Origin of the sequence: Streptomyces sp. NPDC007025 (assembly GCF_042869455.1) — a bacterium.
GTDB lineage: Bacteria > Actinomycetota > Actinomycetes > Streptomycetales > Streptomycetaceae > Streptomyces.
The window spans coordinates 40,594-56,905 of sequence record NZ_JBIAFT010000005.1 but is presented as its reverse complement, the minus strand read 5'-3'; the positions used below and the strand labels follow the sequence as shown (position 1 = coordinate 56,905).

14 protein-coding genes and 1 tRNA gene are annotated in these 16,312 nt (G+C 74.9%); 10 read left to right on the top strand and 5 right to left on the bottom strand.

Annotated features, from left to right (window positions below; translation table 11 throughout):
* Nucleotides 1-49 precede the first annotated feature (49 nt).
* Together ACFYMO_RS11275 and ACFYMO_RS11270 are read left to right on the top strand one after the other, a co-directional pair.
* On the top strand, nt 50-1,054 hold the full coding sequence (locus tag ACFYMO_RS11275) for an ABC transporter ATP-binding protein (protein ID WP_366772976.1): 1,005 nt from the start codon (nt 50-52) through the stop codon (nt 1,052-1,054).
* Nucleotides 1,051-2,718 (top strand): ABC transporter permease, encoded by a 1,668-nt coding sequence (locus tag ACFYMO_RS11270; RefSeq protein ID WP_366772975.1) that lies wholly within the window; start codon nt 1,051-1,053, stop codon nt 2,716-2,718. Before ACFYMO_RS11275 ends, ACFYMO_RS11270 begins: the two co-directional genes overlap by 4 nt.
* Nucleotides 2,719-2,800: 82 nt before the next feature.
* Here ACFYMO_RS11270 and ACFYMO_RS11265 read toward each other — a convergent pair whose 3' ends face one another.
* The 3 genes from ACFYMO_RS11265 to ACFYMO_RS11255 form a co-directional block, all read right to left on the bottom strand.
* Complete coding sequence (locus ACFYMO_RS11265; protein ID WP_366772974.1) at nt 2,801-3,295, bottom strand: helix-turn-helix domain-containing protein; 495 nt, start codon at nt 3,293-3,295, stop codon at nt 2,801-2,803.
* Complete coding sequence (locus ACFYMO_RS11260; protein WP_366772973.1) at nt 3,292-3,876, bottom strand: DJ-1/PfpI family protein; 585 nt, start codon at nt 3,874-3,876, stop codon at nt 3,292-3,294. Before ACFYMO_RS11260 ends, ACFYMO_RS11265 begins: the two co-directional genes overlap by 4 nt.
* 204 nt (nt 3,877-4,080) lie before the next feature.
* On the bottom strand, nt 4,081-4,533 hold the full coding sequence (locus ACFYMO_RS11255) for an Lrp/AsnC family transcriptional regulator (RefSeq protein WP_019355060.1): 453 nt from the start codon (nt 4,531-4,533) through the stop codon (nt 4,081-4,083).
* A gap of 114 nt (nt 4,534-4,647) precedes the next feature.
* Here ACFYMO_RS11255 and ACFYMO_RS11250 point away from each other — a divergent pair, with 114 nt between their 5' ends.
* The 4 genes from ACFYMO_RS11250 (at nt 4,648) to ACFYMO_RS11235 (ending at nt 8,535) form a co-directional block, all read left to right on the top strand.
* On the top strand, nt 4,648-5,289 hold the full coding sequence (locus ACFYMO_RS11250; RefSeq protein ID WP_366772972.1) for a LysE family translocator: 642 nt from the start codon (nt 4,648-4,650) through the stop codon (nt 5,287-5,289).
* 217 nt (nt 5,290-5,506) lie between these two features.
* Nucleotides 5,507-6,955, top strand: a complete 1,449-nt coding sequence (locus ACFYMO_RS11245; RefSeq protein ID WP_388545751.1) for an aspartate aminotransferase family protein — start codon at nt 5,507-5,509, stop codon at nt 6,953-6,955.
* On the top strand, nt 6,952-7,731 hold the full coding sequence (locus ACFYMO_RS11240) for a GntR family transcriptional regulator (RefSeq protein ID WP_388545748.1): 780 nt from the start codon (nt 6,952-6,954) through the stop codon (nt 7,729-7,731). The genes ACFYMO_RS11245 and ACFYMO_RS11240 overlap by 4 nt, the downstream gene beginning before the upstream one ends.
* Nucleotides 7,732-7,875: 144 nt before the next feature.
* Complete coding sequence (locus ACFYMO_RS11235; protein ID WP_366772969.1) at nt 7,876-8,535, top strand: hypothetical protein; 660 nt, start codon at nt 7,876-7,878, stop codon at nt 8,533-8,535.
* Between the two features lie 76 nt (nt 8,536-8,611).
* Here the strand turns inward: ACFYMO_RS11235 and ACFYMO_RS11230 are convergent, their stop codons facing one another.
* Complete coding sequence (locus ACFYMO_RS11230; RefSeq protein WP_366772968.1) at nt 8,612-9,304, bottom strand: SLATT domain-containing protein; 693 nt, start codon at nt 9,302-9,304, stop codon at nt 8,612-8,614.
* 206 nt (nt 9,305-9,510) lie between these two features.
* On the opposite strand from ACFYMO_RS11230, the gene purD reads away from it, so the two are divergent.
* From purD to ACFYMO_RS11210, 4 genes are all read left to right on the top strand, one after another.
* Nucleotides 9,511-10,788, top strand: a complete 1,278-nt coding sequence (gene purD / locus ACFYMO_RS11225) for a phosphoribosylamine--glycine ligase (RefSeq protein ID WP_366772967.1) — start codon at nt 9,511-9,513, stop codon at nt 10,786-10,788.
* 579 nt (nt 10,789-11,367) lie between these two features.
* Nucleotides 11,368-13,176, top strand: a complete 1,809-nt coding sequence (locus tag ACFYMO_RS11220; RefSeq protein WP_366773052.1) for a hypothetical protein — start codon at nt 11,368-11,370, stop codon at nt 13,174-13,176.
* A gap of 106 nt (nt 13,177-13,282) precedes the next feature.
* A complete protein-coding gene (locus tag ACFYMO_RS11215) occupies nt 13,283-14,911 on the top strand; it encodes a N,N-dimethylformamidase beta subunit family domain-containing protein (protein ID WP_366772966.1) in 1,629 nt (542 codons plus the stop codon).
* A gap of 216 nt (nt 14,912-15,127) precedes the next feature.
* On the top strand, nt 15,128-16,048 hold the full coding sequence (locus ACFYMO_RS11210) for a phosphoribosylaminoimidazolesuccinocarboxamide synthase (RefSeq protein ID WP_366772965.1): 921 nt from the start codon (nt 15,128-15,130) through the stop codon (nt 16,046-16,048).
* Between the two features lie 156 nt (nt 16,049-16,204).
* On the opposite strand, the gene ACFYMO_RS11205 is transcribed toward ACFYMO_RS11210, so the two are convergent.
* Nucleotides 16,205-16,277, bottom strand: a tRNA-Gly gene (locus tag ACFYMO_RS11205).
* Between the last annotated feature and the right edge of the window lie 35 nt (nt 16,278-16,312).

Genomic DNA, 16,312 nt, shown 5'->3' with positions numbered 1-16,312 from the left:
ACGCTTCCTTAACTTCACAAATTTGTGAAATGAGCGTAGCTTCCAAATCATGAACGCGTCCACGACCGCGACCGCCCGCCCCTCCGCGGCGCCCCCCGACACGGCCATCTCCGTGTCCGCCCTCGTCAAGAACTTCGGGACCGCCCGCGCCCTGGACGGGCTGGACCTGGAGGTCGCCACCGGCGAGGTGCACGGCTTCCTCGGCCCGAACGGGGCGGGCAAGTCCACCACCCTGCGCATCCTGCTGGGCCTCCTGCGCCCCGACAGCGGCACCGCGCGGCTGCTCGGCGCCGACCCCTGGCACGACGCGGTGGCCCTGCACCGGCGGCTCGCCTACGTACCCGGCGACGTCGAACTGTGGCCCAACCTCACCGGCGGGGAAGCCGTCGATCTGCTCGCGCGGCTGCGCGGCGGCATCGACCCGGCGAAGCGGGCCGCACTGGTCGAGCGGTTCGACCTCGACCCGACCAAGAAGGGCCGCAGCTACTCCAAGGGCAACCGGCAGAAGGTCGCGCTCGTCGCCGCGCTCGCCTCGGACGCCGAACTGCTGCTGCTGGACGAGCCGACCTCGGGGCTCGACCCGCTGATGGAGGTCGTCTTCCAGGACGTCATCCTCGAGGCGAAGGCCGAGGGCCGCACCGTCCTGCTCTCCAGCCACATCCTGTCCCAGGTCGAGAAGCTCTGCGACCGGGTCAGCATCGTCCGGCTCGGCAGGACCGTGCAGACCGGGTCGCTCGACGAGATGCGCCACCTCACCCGCACCACCATCGAGGCGGAGGCCGACGGCCCCCTCGACGGACTCCGCGAGCTGCCCGGCGTCCACAACCTGCGGACGGACGGCGGCCGGGCGCACTTCGCCGTCGACGGCGGACATCTCGACGCCGTCGTACGCCACCTCGGCGGGCTCGGCCTCCGCAGCCTCGTCAGCCACCCGCCCACCCTGGAGGAGCTGATGCTGCGGCACTACGGCGACGACCTGACCGGCCGCGGCCACCCGGTGCCGCACCCGGCCGCGGCCGGCCCCGACGCCGTGCAGGAAGGCGGCCCGCGATGAGCACCGCGACCCGAGCCGCACCGGCCCGCACCGGGGCCGGAAACCGGCAGGAGGGGCCCGGCGGCGGCGCGCTCACCGGAACCGGCGTACTCCTCCGCTTCGCCCTGCGCCGCGACCGGATGCGGCTGCCCGTGTGGCTGCTGGCCGTGCTCCTGGTCACCCTCTCCAGCCTCCAGCAGGCCACGGACCTGGCGCCCGACGATCCCGCCGAGGCCGCCGACACGGCCACGACCCTCGGCGGTCCCGCCATGCTCGCCATGACCGGCCCCGAGCACTACCTCGCCGACCCCACCCCCGCCGCCGTGCTCAGCATGCTGGTGCTCGGCTACGGCGCCGTCCTGGTCGGGCTGATGAACGTGCTGACCGTCGTCCGGCACACCCGCGCCGACGAGGAGACCGGCATCGCCGAACTCCTCCGCTCCGGCGTCGTCGGCCGGCACGCCACCCTCACCGCGGCCCTCGCCACCGCGGCGGCGGCCGACACGGTGCTCGGGCTGCTGCTCGCGGTCCTGCTGCCCGCCGCCGGGCTCGGCGGTGCCACCGCGGGCGGCGCCCTGCTCTACGGCGCCGCGCTCACCGTCATCGGCCTGGTCTTCGCGGGCGTCGCCGCCGTGAGCGTGCAGCTCTCCTCGCACGGCAGAACCGCCGCCGGGGCGGCGCTGGCCGTGCTGGGCGCCGCCTACGCGCTGCGGGCCGCGGGCGACGTCGGGCCCGACGCGCTCTCCTGGTGCTCACCCATCGGCTGGATCCAGCGCAGCTACCCCTTCGTCGACAACCGCTGGTGGTCGCTGCTGCCCGGGCTCGCGCTGGCCGCCGGTACCGCCGCCGCCGGGTATCTGCTCAGCACCCGGCGCGACGTGGGCGCCGGACTGCTGCCGCCCCGGGCGGGCCGGTCCCAGGGCTCCGCGGCCCTCACCCACCCGCTCGGCTTCGCCGTCCGGCTGCACCGCGGACTGTGCGCCGGGTTCGCCGCGGCGCTGCTGCTGCTCGGTGCGATGTACGGCTCGCTCCTCGGCGGGGTCGAGGACATGCTCAAGGACCTGGCAGAGGTCCGCGAGGCGCTCGCCGAGGCGGGCGGGACGCTGGTCGAGTCGTTCGCCTCCACGATCCTGCTGATCGTCGCCGTCGTCGCCTCCCTCCTCGTGGTGCTGGTCGCGCTGCGGCCGCGCGCCGAGGAGACTTCCGGACGCGCCGAACCCCTGCTGGCCACCGGCCTGTCCCGGTCCCGCTGGCTGGCCTCGCACTTGGTGGCCGCACTGGGCGGGGGCACGCTCGTGCTGCTGCTGGGCTCCCTCTCCCTGGCCCTGACCGGTGCCGCCGCCACGCATGACGGAGACCTGGGCGTACGGCTGCTGGGCGCGGGGCTGGCCTACGCGCCGGCGCTGTGGGTGACCGGCGGGGCCGCCGCCCTGGTGTACGGCTGGGCGCCCCGCGCGACCCGGTTGGCCTGGGTCGTCCCCGCCTACGGGTTCGCCGTCGGCTATCTCGGCAAGCTCTCCGGGCTGCCCGACGCCTTCGGCGCCCTCTCTCCCTTCAGCCACGTCCCGCAGCTCCCTGCCGCGGAGATGCGCTGGACCCCGATGGTCCTCCTGACGCTGGTGGCCGCCGCCCTGATCGCCGCCGGGCTGGCGGGGTTCCGGCGCCGGGACCTGCACCCGAAGTAGGACGCGGCGGCCGGGCGGCACGGCCGCCGCGGTGCGACGCGGCGGCGGTGCGAGACGCCGGGGCCGGGCCGCGGCGGGCCGGTCAGGTCTCCGGATGGAGCGCCGCCATCGCGCCCGAGAGCCGGCGCAGCGCCTCGGCGGCCTGGGCGAATTCCCGGTCGCCGCCCAGCTCTTCGCTCAGCCGCCGGGCCAGCTCGGCGTGCCCGGGGTCGATACCCGCCACGGCGGTGCGGCCCTCGGGCGTGGGGGCGAGCAGTTTGGCCCGCCGGTGGGCCGGGTTGGGTTCGTACGCCGCGAGGCCCCGCTCGACCAGGAGGTCGGCGATCCGCTGGACGCTCTGCCGGGTGATGCCCATGGCCCGGGCTATCCCGGAGACGGGCAGCGGATCGCGGAGCACGGCGCCGAGCACCTGCCACCAGGCGGCGGTCAGTCCGGCCGGGCGGGCGAGCACTTCGGCGGCGGCGAGGAACTGGCCGTTGAGCCGGAAGACGGCCAGCGCGGTCTCGCTCAGCAGTTCCGTGTCCCGCGGGTGTTCGGTGTCCCGTGGGTGGTCGTCCGCGTCCGCGGCGCCGCTCATGCCTGCGCCGCCGCGAACACCGCGTACGCCTCCGGGTCGGAGTGCTGGTACAGCCGCTGGAAGGCGTCCAGCACGGCCGGCTCGAAGACGCCCAGGCGGTTCAGGATCTCGCGGGCGAAGGCGACGGGTTCGGTCGGCCCGGCCGTGATCAGGTCGCGGTCGGTGACGGCGTCGGCGTCGCGGTAGTGCGCAGCGCCCCGGTAGCCGTTGGCGGCGCGCAGGAACTCGGGCGCCGCGGCGGTGTGTGCGCGCTCGTCGAGCAGTCCCTCGTCCGCGAGCCCGTAGACGGCTCCGCAGATGGCCGCGACGGGGACGCCGTCGTGCAGGAACTCCCGTGCCGTGTAGGCGAACGCGGTGAGGGCGCCGCTCGTCCAGGTGTCGGCGCCGGGCAGGATCAGCATGCTGCTGTCGAGGGGGCGCAGGCCGTCCAGCGTCAGGTCCGGCTCGATGCGCAGTCCGCCCTTGGTGGTGACGGTGGCGCCGGTCGCGCCGACGGTGCGTACGCCGCCGGGGATGTGGGCGACGGCGTGCCCGTACTCCCAGTCGGCGAGGGTGTCGTACACGGCGAGGTGAACGGTCATGGCGGCCTCCGCGGGCGCTCGAAGCGATGACAGTACTTTGTCAATATGACAATATCCTGTCAATCTCGCGCGGTCGGGTCCCCGCTTTCTCCGCGGGCCCCGGGCGGTCCCGGACATCCCGAGGTCCTCCGGGTTCCCCGCGTGCTTCCGGGCACGCGGGGCGGCGCGCGCCGGTGGTCCATGCGGCGGCGCGGGAGGTGCGGCTCAGGCGGGCAGCGGCCGCTCGTGTACCACGTGCTTCATCACCAGCGTGGAGCTCAGCCGCTGGACGCCGGGCAGGGTGGCGAGGTTCTCGTCGTAGAGCCGCTGGAAGGCGGGCAGGTCGGCGGTGATGACGCGGAGCAGGTAGTCCGGGTCGCCGAAGAGCCGCTGGGCCTGGACGACCTGCGGCAGCTCGGTCAGGGCCTGCTCGAAGGCGGAGATGGTGGTGCGGTCCTCCTGGCGCATGGTGACGAAGACGAGCGCGTCGAAGGTCAGTCCCACCGCGTCGGTGTCGACCACGGCACGGTAGCCGCGGATGGCGCCGCTGCGCTCCAGCTCCCGCAGCCGCCGGTGGCACGGGGAGAGGCTGAGCCCCACCCGCGCGGCCAGCTCGGTGACCGTCAGCCGGCCGTCGTTCTGGAGCTCCGCAAGAATCTGCCGGTCCATATCGTCCATGGGGAAGATTATCCCACCAAGGGTGCTGCAGCCGATGATTCTGGGGAGCACTTTCGGGGCTGAACTTCCTATTGTTCCTCCCGCACTCCCGTCAGAGCGGAAGGGACCGCCCCCATGGCTGCCAGCTCCATAGCCGCGTTTTTCGCCCTCTCCTTTCTCCTCGTCCTCGTCCCGGGCGCGGACTGGGCGTTCACCATCACCTCCGGGCTGCGGGACCGGTCGGTGGTGCCCGCCGTCGGCGGACTGATGCTGGGGTACGTGGGGCTGACGGCCGTGGTCGTCGCGGGCGTGGCCGCGCTGGTCGCCCGCACGCCCGGGGTGCTGACCTCGCTCACCGCGCTCGGCGCCGGATATCTGGTCTGGCTCGGCGCGACGACGTTCGCCGGGGCGAAGGAGGCCGGGCTGCCGCAGACCGACGACGGCACCGGCGCCGCCACCGCCGCGGCCGGGTGCGCCCGCTCCCGGGTGCTCAAGGGCGCCGGCGTCAGCGGACTGAACCCCAAGGCGCTGCTGCTCTACGTCGCGCTGCTGCCCCAGTTCGCCGACCAGCACGGGCAGTGGCCGCTGGCCTTCCAGATCGGGCTCCTGGGGCTGCTGCACATGTGCACGGCCGGAGCCGTCTACCTCGGCCTGGGCTCGCTGGCGCGCACCGTGCTGCGGGCCCGGCCGACCGCGGCCCGCCTCGTCACCAGGCTCTCCGGCGTCGCGATGATCCTGCTGGGCGCCCTGCTGCTGGTGGAGCAGCTCCCCCACTGAGCGGAGCAGCTTTCCCCACCGGGGGAGCAGCCTCCCCACCGCGCAACCCCGGTGCCCTGCTTCGGTCCGCCCCGCGTGCGGAAGACTTCCGCCCTCCCTGCGCCCGGTCGGGGAGGGCGACATTACGCTGGCTCTCACCCTTCCGGGTGCCTCCCCGCCCGGAAGCCGTCCGTCCTGGGCCGGACGGGCACCACGCGAGCGAACCGAGGTACCGATCGTGACGACGCACCACCCCTCATCGGACACCCCCGCCACCCCGGCTTCCACCTCGGCCGTCCCGGACCCGGCCGCCGGCCGGGCGGTCCGCGACGCCGACCGGGCCCATGTGTTCCACTCCTGGTCGGCCCAGGGGCTGATAGACCCCCCGGCGGTCGCGGGCGCCGAGGGCTCCCACTTCTGGGACTACGAGGGGAAGCGGTACCTCGACTTCACCAGCGGCCTCGTCTTCACCAACATCGGCTACGCGCACCCCAAGGTCGTGGCCGCGGTCCAGGAGCAGGCGGCGAAGATGTGCACCTTCGCGCCCGCCTTCGCGATCGAGGCGCGTTCCGAGGCGGCCCGGCTGATCGCCGAGCGGACCCCCGGCGACCTCGACAAGATCTTCTTCACCAACGGCGGTGCCGACGCCGTCGAGCACGCGATCCGGATGGCCCGGCTGCACACCGGCCGCCCCAAGGTGCTCTCCGCCTACCGCTCGTACCACGGCGGGACCCAGCAGGCGATCAACCTCACCGGTGACCCGCGCCGTTGGGCATCCGACAGCGGCACGGCGGGCGTCGTGCACTTCCACGCGCCGCACCTCTACCGCACCCCGTTCTACGCCGAGACCGAGGAGCAGGAGTGCGAGCGCGCGCTGGCACACCTGGAGCAGACCCTCGCGTACGAGGGCCCGCAGACCGTCGCCGCCGTCATCCTGGAGACCATCCCCGGCACCGCCGGGATCATGATGCCGCCGCCCGGCTATCTGGCGGGGGTCCGGGAGATCTGCGACAGGTACGGCGTCGTCCTCGTGCTGGACGAGGTGATGGCGGGCTTCGGGCGCACCGGCACCTGGTTCGCGGCCGACCTCTACGGCGTCGTACCCGACCTGCTGACCTTCGCCAAGGGCGTCAACTCCGGCTATGTGCCGCTCGGCGGAGTGGCGATCTCCGGGAAGCTCGCCGAGACGTTCGACCAGCGCCCCTACCCGGGCGGCCTCACCTACTCCGGCCACCCGCTGGCCTGCGGTGCGGCCGTCGCGACGCTCCGCACCATGGCGGAGGAGGGCATCGTCGAGCACGCCGCGCGGCTCGGCGAGACCGTCATCGGCCCGGCCCTGCGCGAGCTGGCCGCCCGCCACCCCTCGGTCGGCGAGGTGCGCGGCACCGGTGTCTTCTGGGCCCTCGACCTGGTGCGCGACCAGCAGACCCGGGAGCCCCTGGTGCCCTACAACGCCTCCGGCGCGGCCAACGCGCCGATGGCGGACTTCGCCGCCGCGGCCAAGCGCGGCGGCCTGTGGCCGTTCGTGAACATGAACCGCACCCATGTCGTCCCGCCGTGCAACATCACCGAGGCCGACCTCAAGGAGGGGCTGAGCGTGCTGGACGAGGCGCTGACCGCGGCCGACGCGCACACCACGGCGGGCACCGGCGGTGCTGCGGCGGGCGCGGGGAGCACGGGGGAGTGATCAAACGCAGCACCCTGCGCTCGCAGATCGCCACCGCGCTGCGCGACGAGATCCTGGCCGGCCGGCTCGCCACCGGCCGGGACTTCACCGTCAAGGAGATCGCCGAGCAGTACGGCGTCTCCGCGACGCCCGTGCGGGAGGCGCTGGTCGATCTCGCGGCGCAGGGGCTGCTGGACGTGGAGCAGCACCGGGGCTTCCGCGTGCACGAGTTCACGCCGGCCGACTACCGGGCCATGTGCGAGGCCCGGGAGCTCGTCGTCGACGGGGTCTTCCGGGGCCTCGACGGGCCCCCCGGTGCGCCCGACGGTGCGTCGCACGGCCTGGGATCCGCGCGCGCCGCCGGCCCGGCCGTCCCCGCCGGCCGGGCGGTCGCCCGCCGCGCCTTCGCCGGGCTGGCGCCCGAGGTGGTGCGCTCCGTGCGCCGCCGCGCCGACGCGGCCGAACGCGCCGCCCGCGCCGGGGACCTGGACGTACTGATCGCCTACGACCTGCGGTACTGGCGAGAGTTGAGCGGGCTGCTGGGCAACCCCTACGTCTGCGACTTCCTCGACCGGCTCCGCGTCCAGTGCTGGGTCTACGCCGTCCCGGTGCTGCGCCGCCACGCCTCGCTGCGCGGCCGGCTGTGGGCGGGGCACAACGCGCTGCTGGACGCCGTCGAGTCGGGGGACGCGCGGGCGGCCCGCGAAGTCGTCGCCGCCCACAACCGGCACGCGCTGGCGCAGGTGGGCGCGGACGGGGCGGCACCGCGTCCCGAGCAGGGCCCCGAAGGGGAGTGAGCCCGCCGGGGCGCCGCCGGGGTGTCGGAAGGGGCGCCGCCGGGGCGTATCCGTCCCGGCCCGCCTGCGCCGGACGGGGGACGGGCGGCAGGAGACCGCACTACGCTGGGCGCAGGCAGGTCCCTGACGGTATTGGAGCGCCCCTTGGCCTGTGACCTCTGGCTCGTACCCCTCGTCGACGTGCTGTGCCACAGCCCCGACAACCCCTTCTCCGAAGAGATCGCCACCTACGACAGGGTGCTCACCGAGGCCGGTCTGCCCACGGTTCCCGTCTTCGGCTACATGCCGGGCCTCTCCGGCGACGTGGCCCCGGTCGCGGGCTTCGACTACGAGGCGCTGCACTGTCTGCGCCGCGCCCACCTGCTGCTGGCCTCCGGTCTGGAGGTGGCGCCGGTGGGGGAGTTGGGCAGCGACTACGAGCAGCTCCTGGAGATGTTCGAGCAGCCGGCGCAGCAGTCCCACCTGGTGTGGCACTACGACCACGCGGGTGTCTACATCCCGGTGGACTTCCAGGCGCCGCTCTACGACGACGAGTTGCTGGAGGGGAACGGTCCGCTGGGCTCCAGCCACGGCCTGCTGCGCGAGCTCCAGGCGCTGGGGCCGCACCTGGGGATCGACCCGGGCAATCCGCCGCCCGCGCCCGCCGCGCCCCTGCGCCCCACCGATTTGGACGAGCCCGCGGCCTCCGCCGCGATCGGCTACGAGGACGGCACCCCGTTCGGCAGGGAGCGGCACGTGTGGCTGAGCCTGCACGCGGCCGTGACCCGCAGCCTGGCCCAGGGGTCGATGATCGTCTTCGGCTGACGGGCGCCGCCGGCCCACCGGCCCGCCGTCCCGTCGGCGGGGTCGGCGCGGTCTCGGCCCTCGGCCCGGTCGCCGGTCAGCCGCCAGGGGGCCGCTGGCGGGGCATGGTGGCCCAGCCCGCGGTCCCGTTGGGCGGCGGCATACGGCGCGCCGGCCCGCCCCGCGCACCGGGCACCGCGCTCTGCGGGGCCAGCAGGAGCGGAGAGCCCGAGGTGCGGAAGGCGACCATCCAGTCGACCGTCTCGGCCCGCACCGTCTCGTTCACGTCGTCCGAGAACCGGCGGAGCACTGCCAGCGAGCGCTCCGCCGCCTCGCCGGCCGTGCCCTCGGCCGGGCCGAGGACCTCGCGGACGTTCTCGGCCGCCCACTCGTACCGCAGCGCCTCCAGCCGCCGGTGCAGTGCCAGCGCCGCGGCGACGTCCCGCATCCAGCCGGCGGTCAGGCCGAGCCAGCGGTCGGCGAGGGCGCAGCCGGCCGCGCCGAGCAGGGCCAGATAGCCGAGGTGGCCGGACCTCTCCTGCACGAGCGCGAACCCGGCCAGCTCGGCGAGCGGCAGCAGCGCCCCCACGCAGGCCCCGGCCACGACGCCGCCGCGCAGCAACCGGGCCCAGCGGCGTTTGCGCACGCGGTCCGCCAGATACCACTCGACGAGGCGCATCGCCTCCTGCTCGACCCACTGGTACAGCTCTTCCAGGCGCTCGGCGGGCTCGTTCCAGTCCCCGGACGGGAACCCCCGCCCCAGCAGATCGGGCTGCTTGACCCGCTTCACCCATGCTCCTTCGACGACGCGTCCGGCAGCCCGGCGTTCGGTCCGACCGCACAATTCATACCGCCGAAAGTGGGACCTCACCGACGATCCGCGCGGAATTCCCCCCGGAAGTGGCGGTCTGTCGGGTATAGGAGCGACGCTGTGCCCCTCGTCGTCACTCGTAAGGGCCGCACGGGGGCGGCTGCGCGGGCCGCTAGGGTGGCGGCGTGAGGATTCTGGTCATTGGCGGCGGTGCCCGCGAACACGCAATCTGTCGCTCGCTCTCCCTCGACCCCGAGGTCGCCGCCGTGCACTGCGCGCCCGGCAACGCCGGGACCGCCGAGGTGGCCACGCCGCACGCGGTGGACGTGCTGGACGGTGCCGCGGTCGCCGCGCTCGCCGCCTCCGACGAGGTCCGCGCCGACCTCGTCGTCGTCGGCCCCGAGGCGCCGCTGGTCGCGGGAGTCGCCGACGCGGTCCGCGCGCGGGGCATCCCCGTCTTCGGCCCGTCCGCCGAGGCCGCCGTGCTGGAGGGCTCCAAGGCGTTCGCCAAGGAGGTCATGGCCGAGGCCGGGGTCCCCACGGCGCGCAGTTACGTGTGCACCGGGCCGCAGGAGGCCGACGCGGCGCTGGACGCGTTCGGCCCGCCTTACGTGGTCAAGGACGACGGCCTCGCCGCCGGCAAGGGTGTCGTGGTGACCGGCGACATCGAGGAGGCGCGCGCCCACGCGCGCGCCTGCGGCGGCGCCGTCGTCGTCGAGGAGTTCCTGGACGGCCCGGAGGTCTCCCTTTTCGCGGTGACCGACGGCGAGACCGTGGTGCCGTTGCAGCCCGCGCAGGACTTCAAGCGCGCCTACGACGCCGACGAGGGCCCCAACACCGGCGGGATGGGCGCCTACTCGCCGCTGCCGTGGGCGGACCCGAAGCTGGTGGACGAGGTCGTGGCCACGGTTCTGGAGCCGACGGTCAACGAATTGCGCCGCCGGGGCACGCCCTTCTCCGGGCTGCTCTACGCCGGCCTGGCGCTCACCTCGCGCGGGGTGCGCGTGATCGAGTTCAACGCCCGGTTCGGCGACCCGGAGACGCAGGCCGTCCTCGCCCGGCTCCGCACGCCGCTGGGCGGACTGCTGTACGCGGCCGCCACCGGCACGCTCGCCGACTTCCCCGCACTGCGCTGGAGCGACGGCGCCGCGGTCACCGTCGTGGTCGCGGCGCACGGGTATCCGGCCGAGCCCCGCAAGGGCGATGCCGTCGAGGGGCTGGCCGAGATCGTCCGCGAGGACGGTCCGGACGCCTACGTGCTGCACGCGGGCACCAGGGCCGACGCGGACGGCACGGTGCGCAGCGCGGGCGGCCGGGTCCTGTCGGTCACCGCGACCGGGGCCGATCTGACCGAGGCGCGTGAGCGGGCCTACACGGCCGTCGGTCGCGTCCGGCTGGCGGGCTCGCACCACCGCACGGACATCGCGGAGCGGGCCGCCGCGGAGGCGGCCGCGGCCGACTGAGCGGCCCGGAGCCCCCGGAGACCCCGGACCTGCCCGGACGGACTCACCGGGACGCCCCCGGACTTGCCCGGACGCCTCCGGCCCGGACGCCCCGACTCGCCTGGAGCGGAGCGGAGCGGAGCGGCGGTCGGGCGCGCCGCGTGCGCCGGGGCGCGGTTCTGCATACCGCCATACTTGCGGCTCATATACCTCCCGCCCCCGCCGGGCAAGAGCTCTCCCCAAAGCCATTCCATCGAGTGAGCGCGTCCGCTTCCGGCTGACGCCCGCCGAGGCCCCGACTAGGGTGCCGCACAACTGCCGTGCAGTCGCCATCAGGGCTGCGCGGGCGGTGTGCGCGCGTGGTCCGGCCGGCTGCGGGGGCCTCGCCGACCGCCCGGCGAACCGTCCGTCGACTGGCGCAGCGCGTATTGCGGTGTCGGAGCGCGGTGACACAGTGGGTGGGAGCCGGAGAGCCCGGTTGCGGACCCGAAGGTGCGGGGGTGAGACGTGCGCGGTTCCAGTGGTCTTGGTCCCGGCAGCCGAGCAGGGGCGCGTTCCGCACGCGCCCACGCCCTCGCCGTGCTGCGGGTGCGCGGCACGATGCTCGCCCTGGCGCTGCTCCCGGCCGCCGCCGCGGTGATCCTCTGGACGGGGCGCACGACGGGGCAGTTCGGCCCCGGCTGGGAGACGGCGCGCTGGTCCGTGAGCGGGTTCGCCGTCGCCGTTCTCGGCTGCGCCGCGGTCGCCGGGCTCGCCATCGCCCGGGGTCGGCCGGCCGTGTCCCCGACGGTGCCCGTCGAGGAGCACGCGGCTCCCGACCTGCACGCGCTGGTCCGCGATCTCGCGGACCGGCTGGAGGTCCCCGCGCCCTCCGCCATCGCGCTCACCCCGGACTGCGACAGCTGGCTGGAGGACCGCACCCACGCGCGCGCGGGCGGCGCCCGGGGAGCGGCCCCGGTGCTGGTCATCGGCTCCCCGTTCCTGTGGTGGATGCGGGTCGCCGAACTGCGCGCGCTGCTGGCCCCGGTGGTCGCCGGCACCGGTCCCTCCGCCCACCCCGACATAGCGGCGGCCCGCCGGGTCGTACGAGGACTGGACGCGGCGGTGGCCAACGCCGCGCGCCCCGCGGGCCCGTGGAGCGGTGACCCGGCGGCGGACGGGCCCGGCGCACCCGCGGCCTGGGTTCCCGGGGTGCTCGCGCGGGTGGTGCGCGCAGGCGCGGCACGGCTGCGCCGCGCGGTGCACCGTGCGGTGGGGCCGGTCGCCCGGCTGATGCTCCGCGCCGCCGGACCGCACGCCGCCGCGATGGAGCAGGGCGTCGCCGCTGCCGCCGCCGACCGCGCCCAGGCCGTCGACCAGGGGTTGCGGGGCGCGGCGCAGGAGCAGGTCGGCCTCGCCTACGCCGGCTGGGACCGGCTGCTGACCCGGGTGGCGCTGCCCGCCTGGCGGCTCGGCCTGTGGCCCACCCGGCTCGACGCGGGGGTGGTCTCGGCGCTGACCGAGCTGTCCCGCCGTGACCGGCTCGCGGCGGGTTTCACCTCGCGGCTCGGTGAACGTCCGGCCTGCGACCTGCTGAAGGAGCCGGGCAACACGGACGGCGCCGTCTCGCTGCTCGCCGCCCGGATCTTCCTGGGGCCGCGCCCTCCGGTGCCCGCGGCGCACGGGGCGGCCCCGGAGTGGACGCCGGTGGACTGGGCGGCGTACCCGGAGGAGGTCGTCGACCGTATCTGGCGTGCGGAGGCCTCCCGTCTCTTCGCCGCGCTGGACGCGCTCGGCTCCCCGGAGCCGGTGGGCGCGTCCCGGTCGGCCGCGAGTGCCGCGGCCCCGGCCTCCGCGGTGCCGGTCGGCCGTCGGCTGCCGGAGTCCGCCTTCGCGCCGCCCCCCGGCGTCCCGCGGCACGGGAGCGGCCCGCCGGGTGGGACGCCCGCCGGGGAGGCGGTTCCGGAGTGGGCGGGTCCCACCCTGGCGCGGGTGCTCGACCGGTTCGCCGCGGCGGGCGGAACCGACGCGTTGGCAGCGCGTATCAGCGCGGAAGTGGCGCGCGAGGAGGCGGCGAGCGCCCCCGGTGGTCTCGGTGCGAGCCCCGGCGCGGAGCCCCAGCCGGGTACCGGCGGTGCACATCTCGCGCCCTTGGCGCCGATGGGCCTGCCGCTGCAGCCGCCGCGGAGCGGCAAGGAGCTGCTGGCCGACCACGTCACCGCAGCCGTCTGCTGCGCCGCCGTCGACACGGCGGGTGCCGTACCGGGACTGGACTGGCTGGACGGACCGGCGCTCTACGTCGACGGCGAGCGCGCGGGCGAGCTGCCCTCGCTGGTGCTCGCCCTCGTCGAGGACGGTGAGGCGGTGGAGCTGCGGGACTGGTTGGCGGCGGCCGGGGTGCGGCCGGAGAAGCCCGTGCGGCTGATCTGAAGATCATCTCCAGCCATTTAGCGACGAAGGGTGACCACACCCTTGCGTAATGTGATGTGCTGTCTGCCGTCACATCGGGCGCAGCGGGTACGGGGAGGGAGCAGCGATGGGAACCGAGCGGACCGGACAGCCCGTACGGGAAGCCGAGCGGACCGAGCGGCAGCCCGTGTCACTCGTGCACGAGGCCGCCGAGCCGACCGAGCCGACCCGGCGCTGGGAGTCGGGGGCGCTGGCGCACGCCGTGACCGATCCCTTCGGCCAGGGCCCCCTGCCGTGGCTGCGGGTGAGTGAGAACTACTTCGAGAACGGCCGGCTCGTCCCCTGGTACGTGGACTGCGTCGACCCGGCACCCGGCCAGACCTCCCGCACCCCGGAGTTGGTGCGGGAGCTGGCGGGCGGCGGCCAGACCGTGCCCCGCCCCCGGACCCGCGGCCCCTCCAGCAGCGGCCCGCCCGCCGCGGACGACGTGCGCTGCCAGATCAAGGGCTTCGCCTCGGCGGCGGGCGGCACCCCGCCCGGCGAGTCCCTCGACTTCCGGATCACCGTCAATCCGCCGCAGCCCTTCAGCGTCGACGTCTACCGGATCGGCCACTACGGCGGCGCGGGCGCCACCAAGATCACCACCAGCCCGCGGCTGTCCGGCATCATGCAGCCCGCGCCGCTCACCGCCGAACGCACCGTCTCCTGCCACCACTGGTGGCTCTCCTGGCGCCTCCAGATCCCCGACTACTGGTCCACCGGCGCCTACGTCGCCGTCCTGACCACGGCCGACGGGCACCGCTCGCACATCCCCTTCACCGTCCGCGACCGCGACCCGGCCGATCTGCTCCTGATCCTCCCGGATGTCACGTGGCAGGCGTACAACCTCTTCCCCGAGGACGGCCGCACCGGCGCCAGCCTCTACCACGCCTGGGACGAGGAGGGGCGGCTGATCGGCGAGAGCGAGGCGGCGATGACCGTCTCGTTCGACCGCCCCTACGCCGGTTCCGGCCTGCCCCTGCACGTCGGGCACGCCTACGACTTCATCCGCTGGGCCGAGCGGTACGGCTACGACCTGGCCTACGCCGACACCCGCGACCTGCACGCCGGGCACATCGACCCCACCCGCTACCGGGCCCTGGTCTTCCCCGGCCACGACGAGTACTGGTCCGTCCCGATGCGCCGGGCGGCCGAACGCGCCCGGGACAGCGGCACGTCGCTGGTCTTCCTCTCCGCCAACACCATGTACTGGCAGGTCGAACTCGAAGCGCTGCCCTCCGGCGCCGCCGACCGGCTGCTGACCTGTCGAAAACGGCGCGGGCCCGGGCGCCCCGCACTCTGGCGCGAGCAGGGTGAGCCCGAGCAGGCGCTGCTGGGCATCCAGTACGCCGGACAGGTCGCCGAGCCCTACCCGCTGATCGTCCGCAACGCCGACCACTGGCTGTGGGCGGCCACCGAGGCGCACGAGGGCGACGAACTGCCCGGCCTCGTCGCCGGCGAGGCCGACCGCTACTACCCGCGCACCGCGCTGCCCCAGCACACCTCCCGGATCCTGCTGGCGCACTCCCCCTACCGCGACCGCGCCGGCGCACTCCGCCATCAGGAGACCTCGCTCTACCGCGCACCCTCGGGTGCGCTGGTCTTCTCCTCCGGCTCCTTCGCCTGGTCCCCGGCCCTGGACCGGCCCGGCTACATCGACACCAGAGTCCAGCGCGCCACCAGCAACCTCCTGGACCGCATCTGCACCAGGGAGTGACAGCCGCCGGCGCCCTCGCGGGTCGCCGCCCGACCCGGGTGCGGGCGCCCGGAGCCCGCCACGGAAGGGCCCCGCCCGCAGGGTGTGCGGGTGAACCGCCGGGCCGCCGCGAGGCCGCGGGGCGTACCGCCCGGCACCCGGCGCGGGTGACAAGGAAGAATCGGGGCACCTGTAGGAAGCGCCGCAGGAAGCCGGCCCCCGCTGAGGAGAAAGAACGTGACGGGATTCGTCGAAAAGCCCGAGCCCGCCCAGGTCCCCGGCCTGGTGCACCTGCACACGGGCAAGGTGCGCGACCTCTACCGGAACGAGGACGGCGACCTGGTGATGGTCGCCACCGACCGGCTGTCCGCCTTCGACTGGGTGCTGCCGACCCTCATCCCGGACAAAGGCCGCGTCCTCACCCGGCTGTCCCTGTGGTGGTTCGAGCAGCTGGAGGACCTGCTGCCCAACCATGTGCTCAGCACCGACGTGCCCGCCGGCGCCCCCGCCGACTGGGCGGGCCGCACCATGGTCTGCCGCTCCCTGCGGATGCTGCCCGTCGAGTGCGTGGCCCGCGGCTACCTGGCCGGGTCCGGGCTGGCCGAGTACGAGGAGTCCCGCACCGTCTGCGGACTCGCCCTGCCGGAGGGCCTGCAGAACGGCTCCGAGCTGCCCGGCTCGCTCTTCACCCCGGCCACCAAGGCGGCCGTCGGCGAGCACGACGAGAACGTCGACTACGAGGAGGTGGCCCGCCGGCTCGGCCCCGAGACCGCCGCCGCGCTGCGGCAGTCCACCCTCGCCGCGTACGACCGCGCCCGCGACATCGCCCGCGAGCGGGGCATCATCCTGGCCGACACCAAGTTCGAGTTCGGCTGGGACGACAACCGCACCGAGGACGGCGAACCGGTGCTCACCCTCGCCGACGAGGTCCTCACCCCCGACTCGTCCCGCTTCTGGCCCGCCGACCAGTGGCAGCCAGGACGCTCCCAGCCCTCGTTCGACAAACAGTACGTCCGCGACTGGCTGGTCTCCCCCGAGTCCGGCTGGGACCGCACCTCCGAGCAGCCGCCGCCCGCGCTGCCCGAGGCCGTCGTCGAGGCCACCCGCACCCGCTACATCGAGGCGTACGAACGCCTCACGGGCGTCCCCTGGAGCTGACCGCCGCCCGCCCCTCCGCCCCCGCCGCTCCGGAGGCGCCACACCCGGAGCGGCGCCCGCCTCCCCGGAGCCGCGGCCGTCGGCGGGGTCCCGGCACCAACCCCGGACACGCGTACGGCCCCGGTCGGATGACCGGGGCCGTACGGCTCTCTGCCGAGCGGACGACGAGGCTCGAACTCGCGACCTCAACCTTGGCAAGGTTGCGCTCTACCAACTGAGCTACGTCCGCACACTCCGCGCCGGCCCAACGGGGCCGTCGTGGTG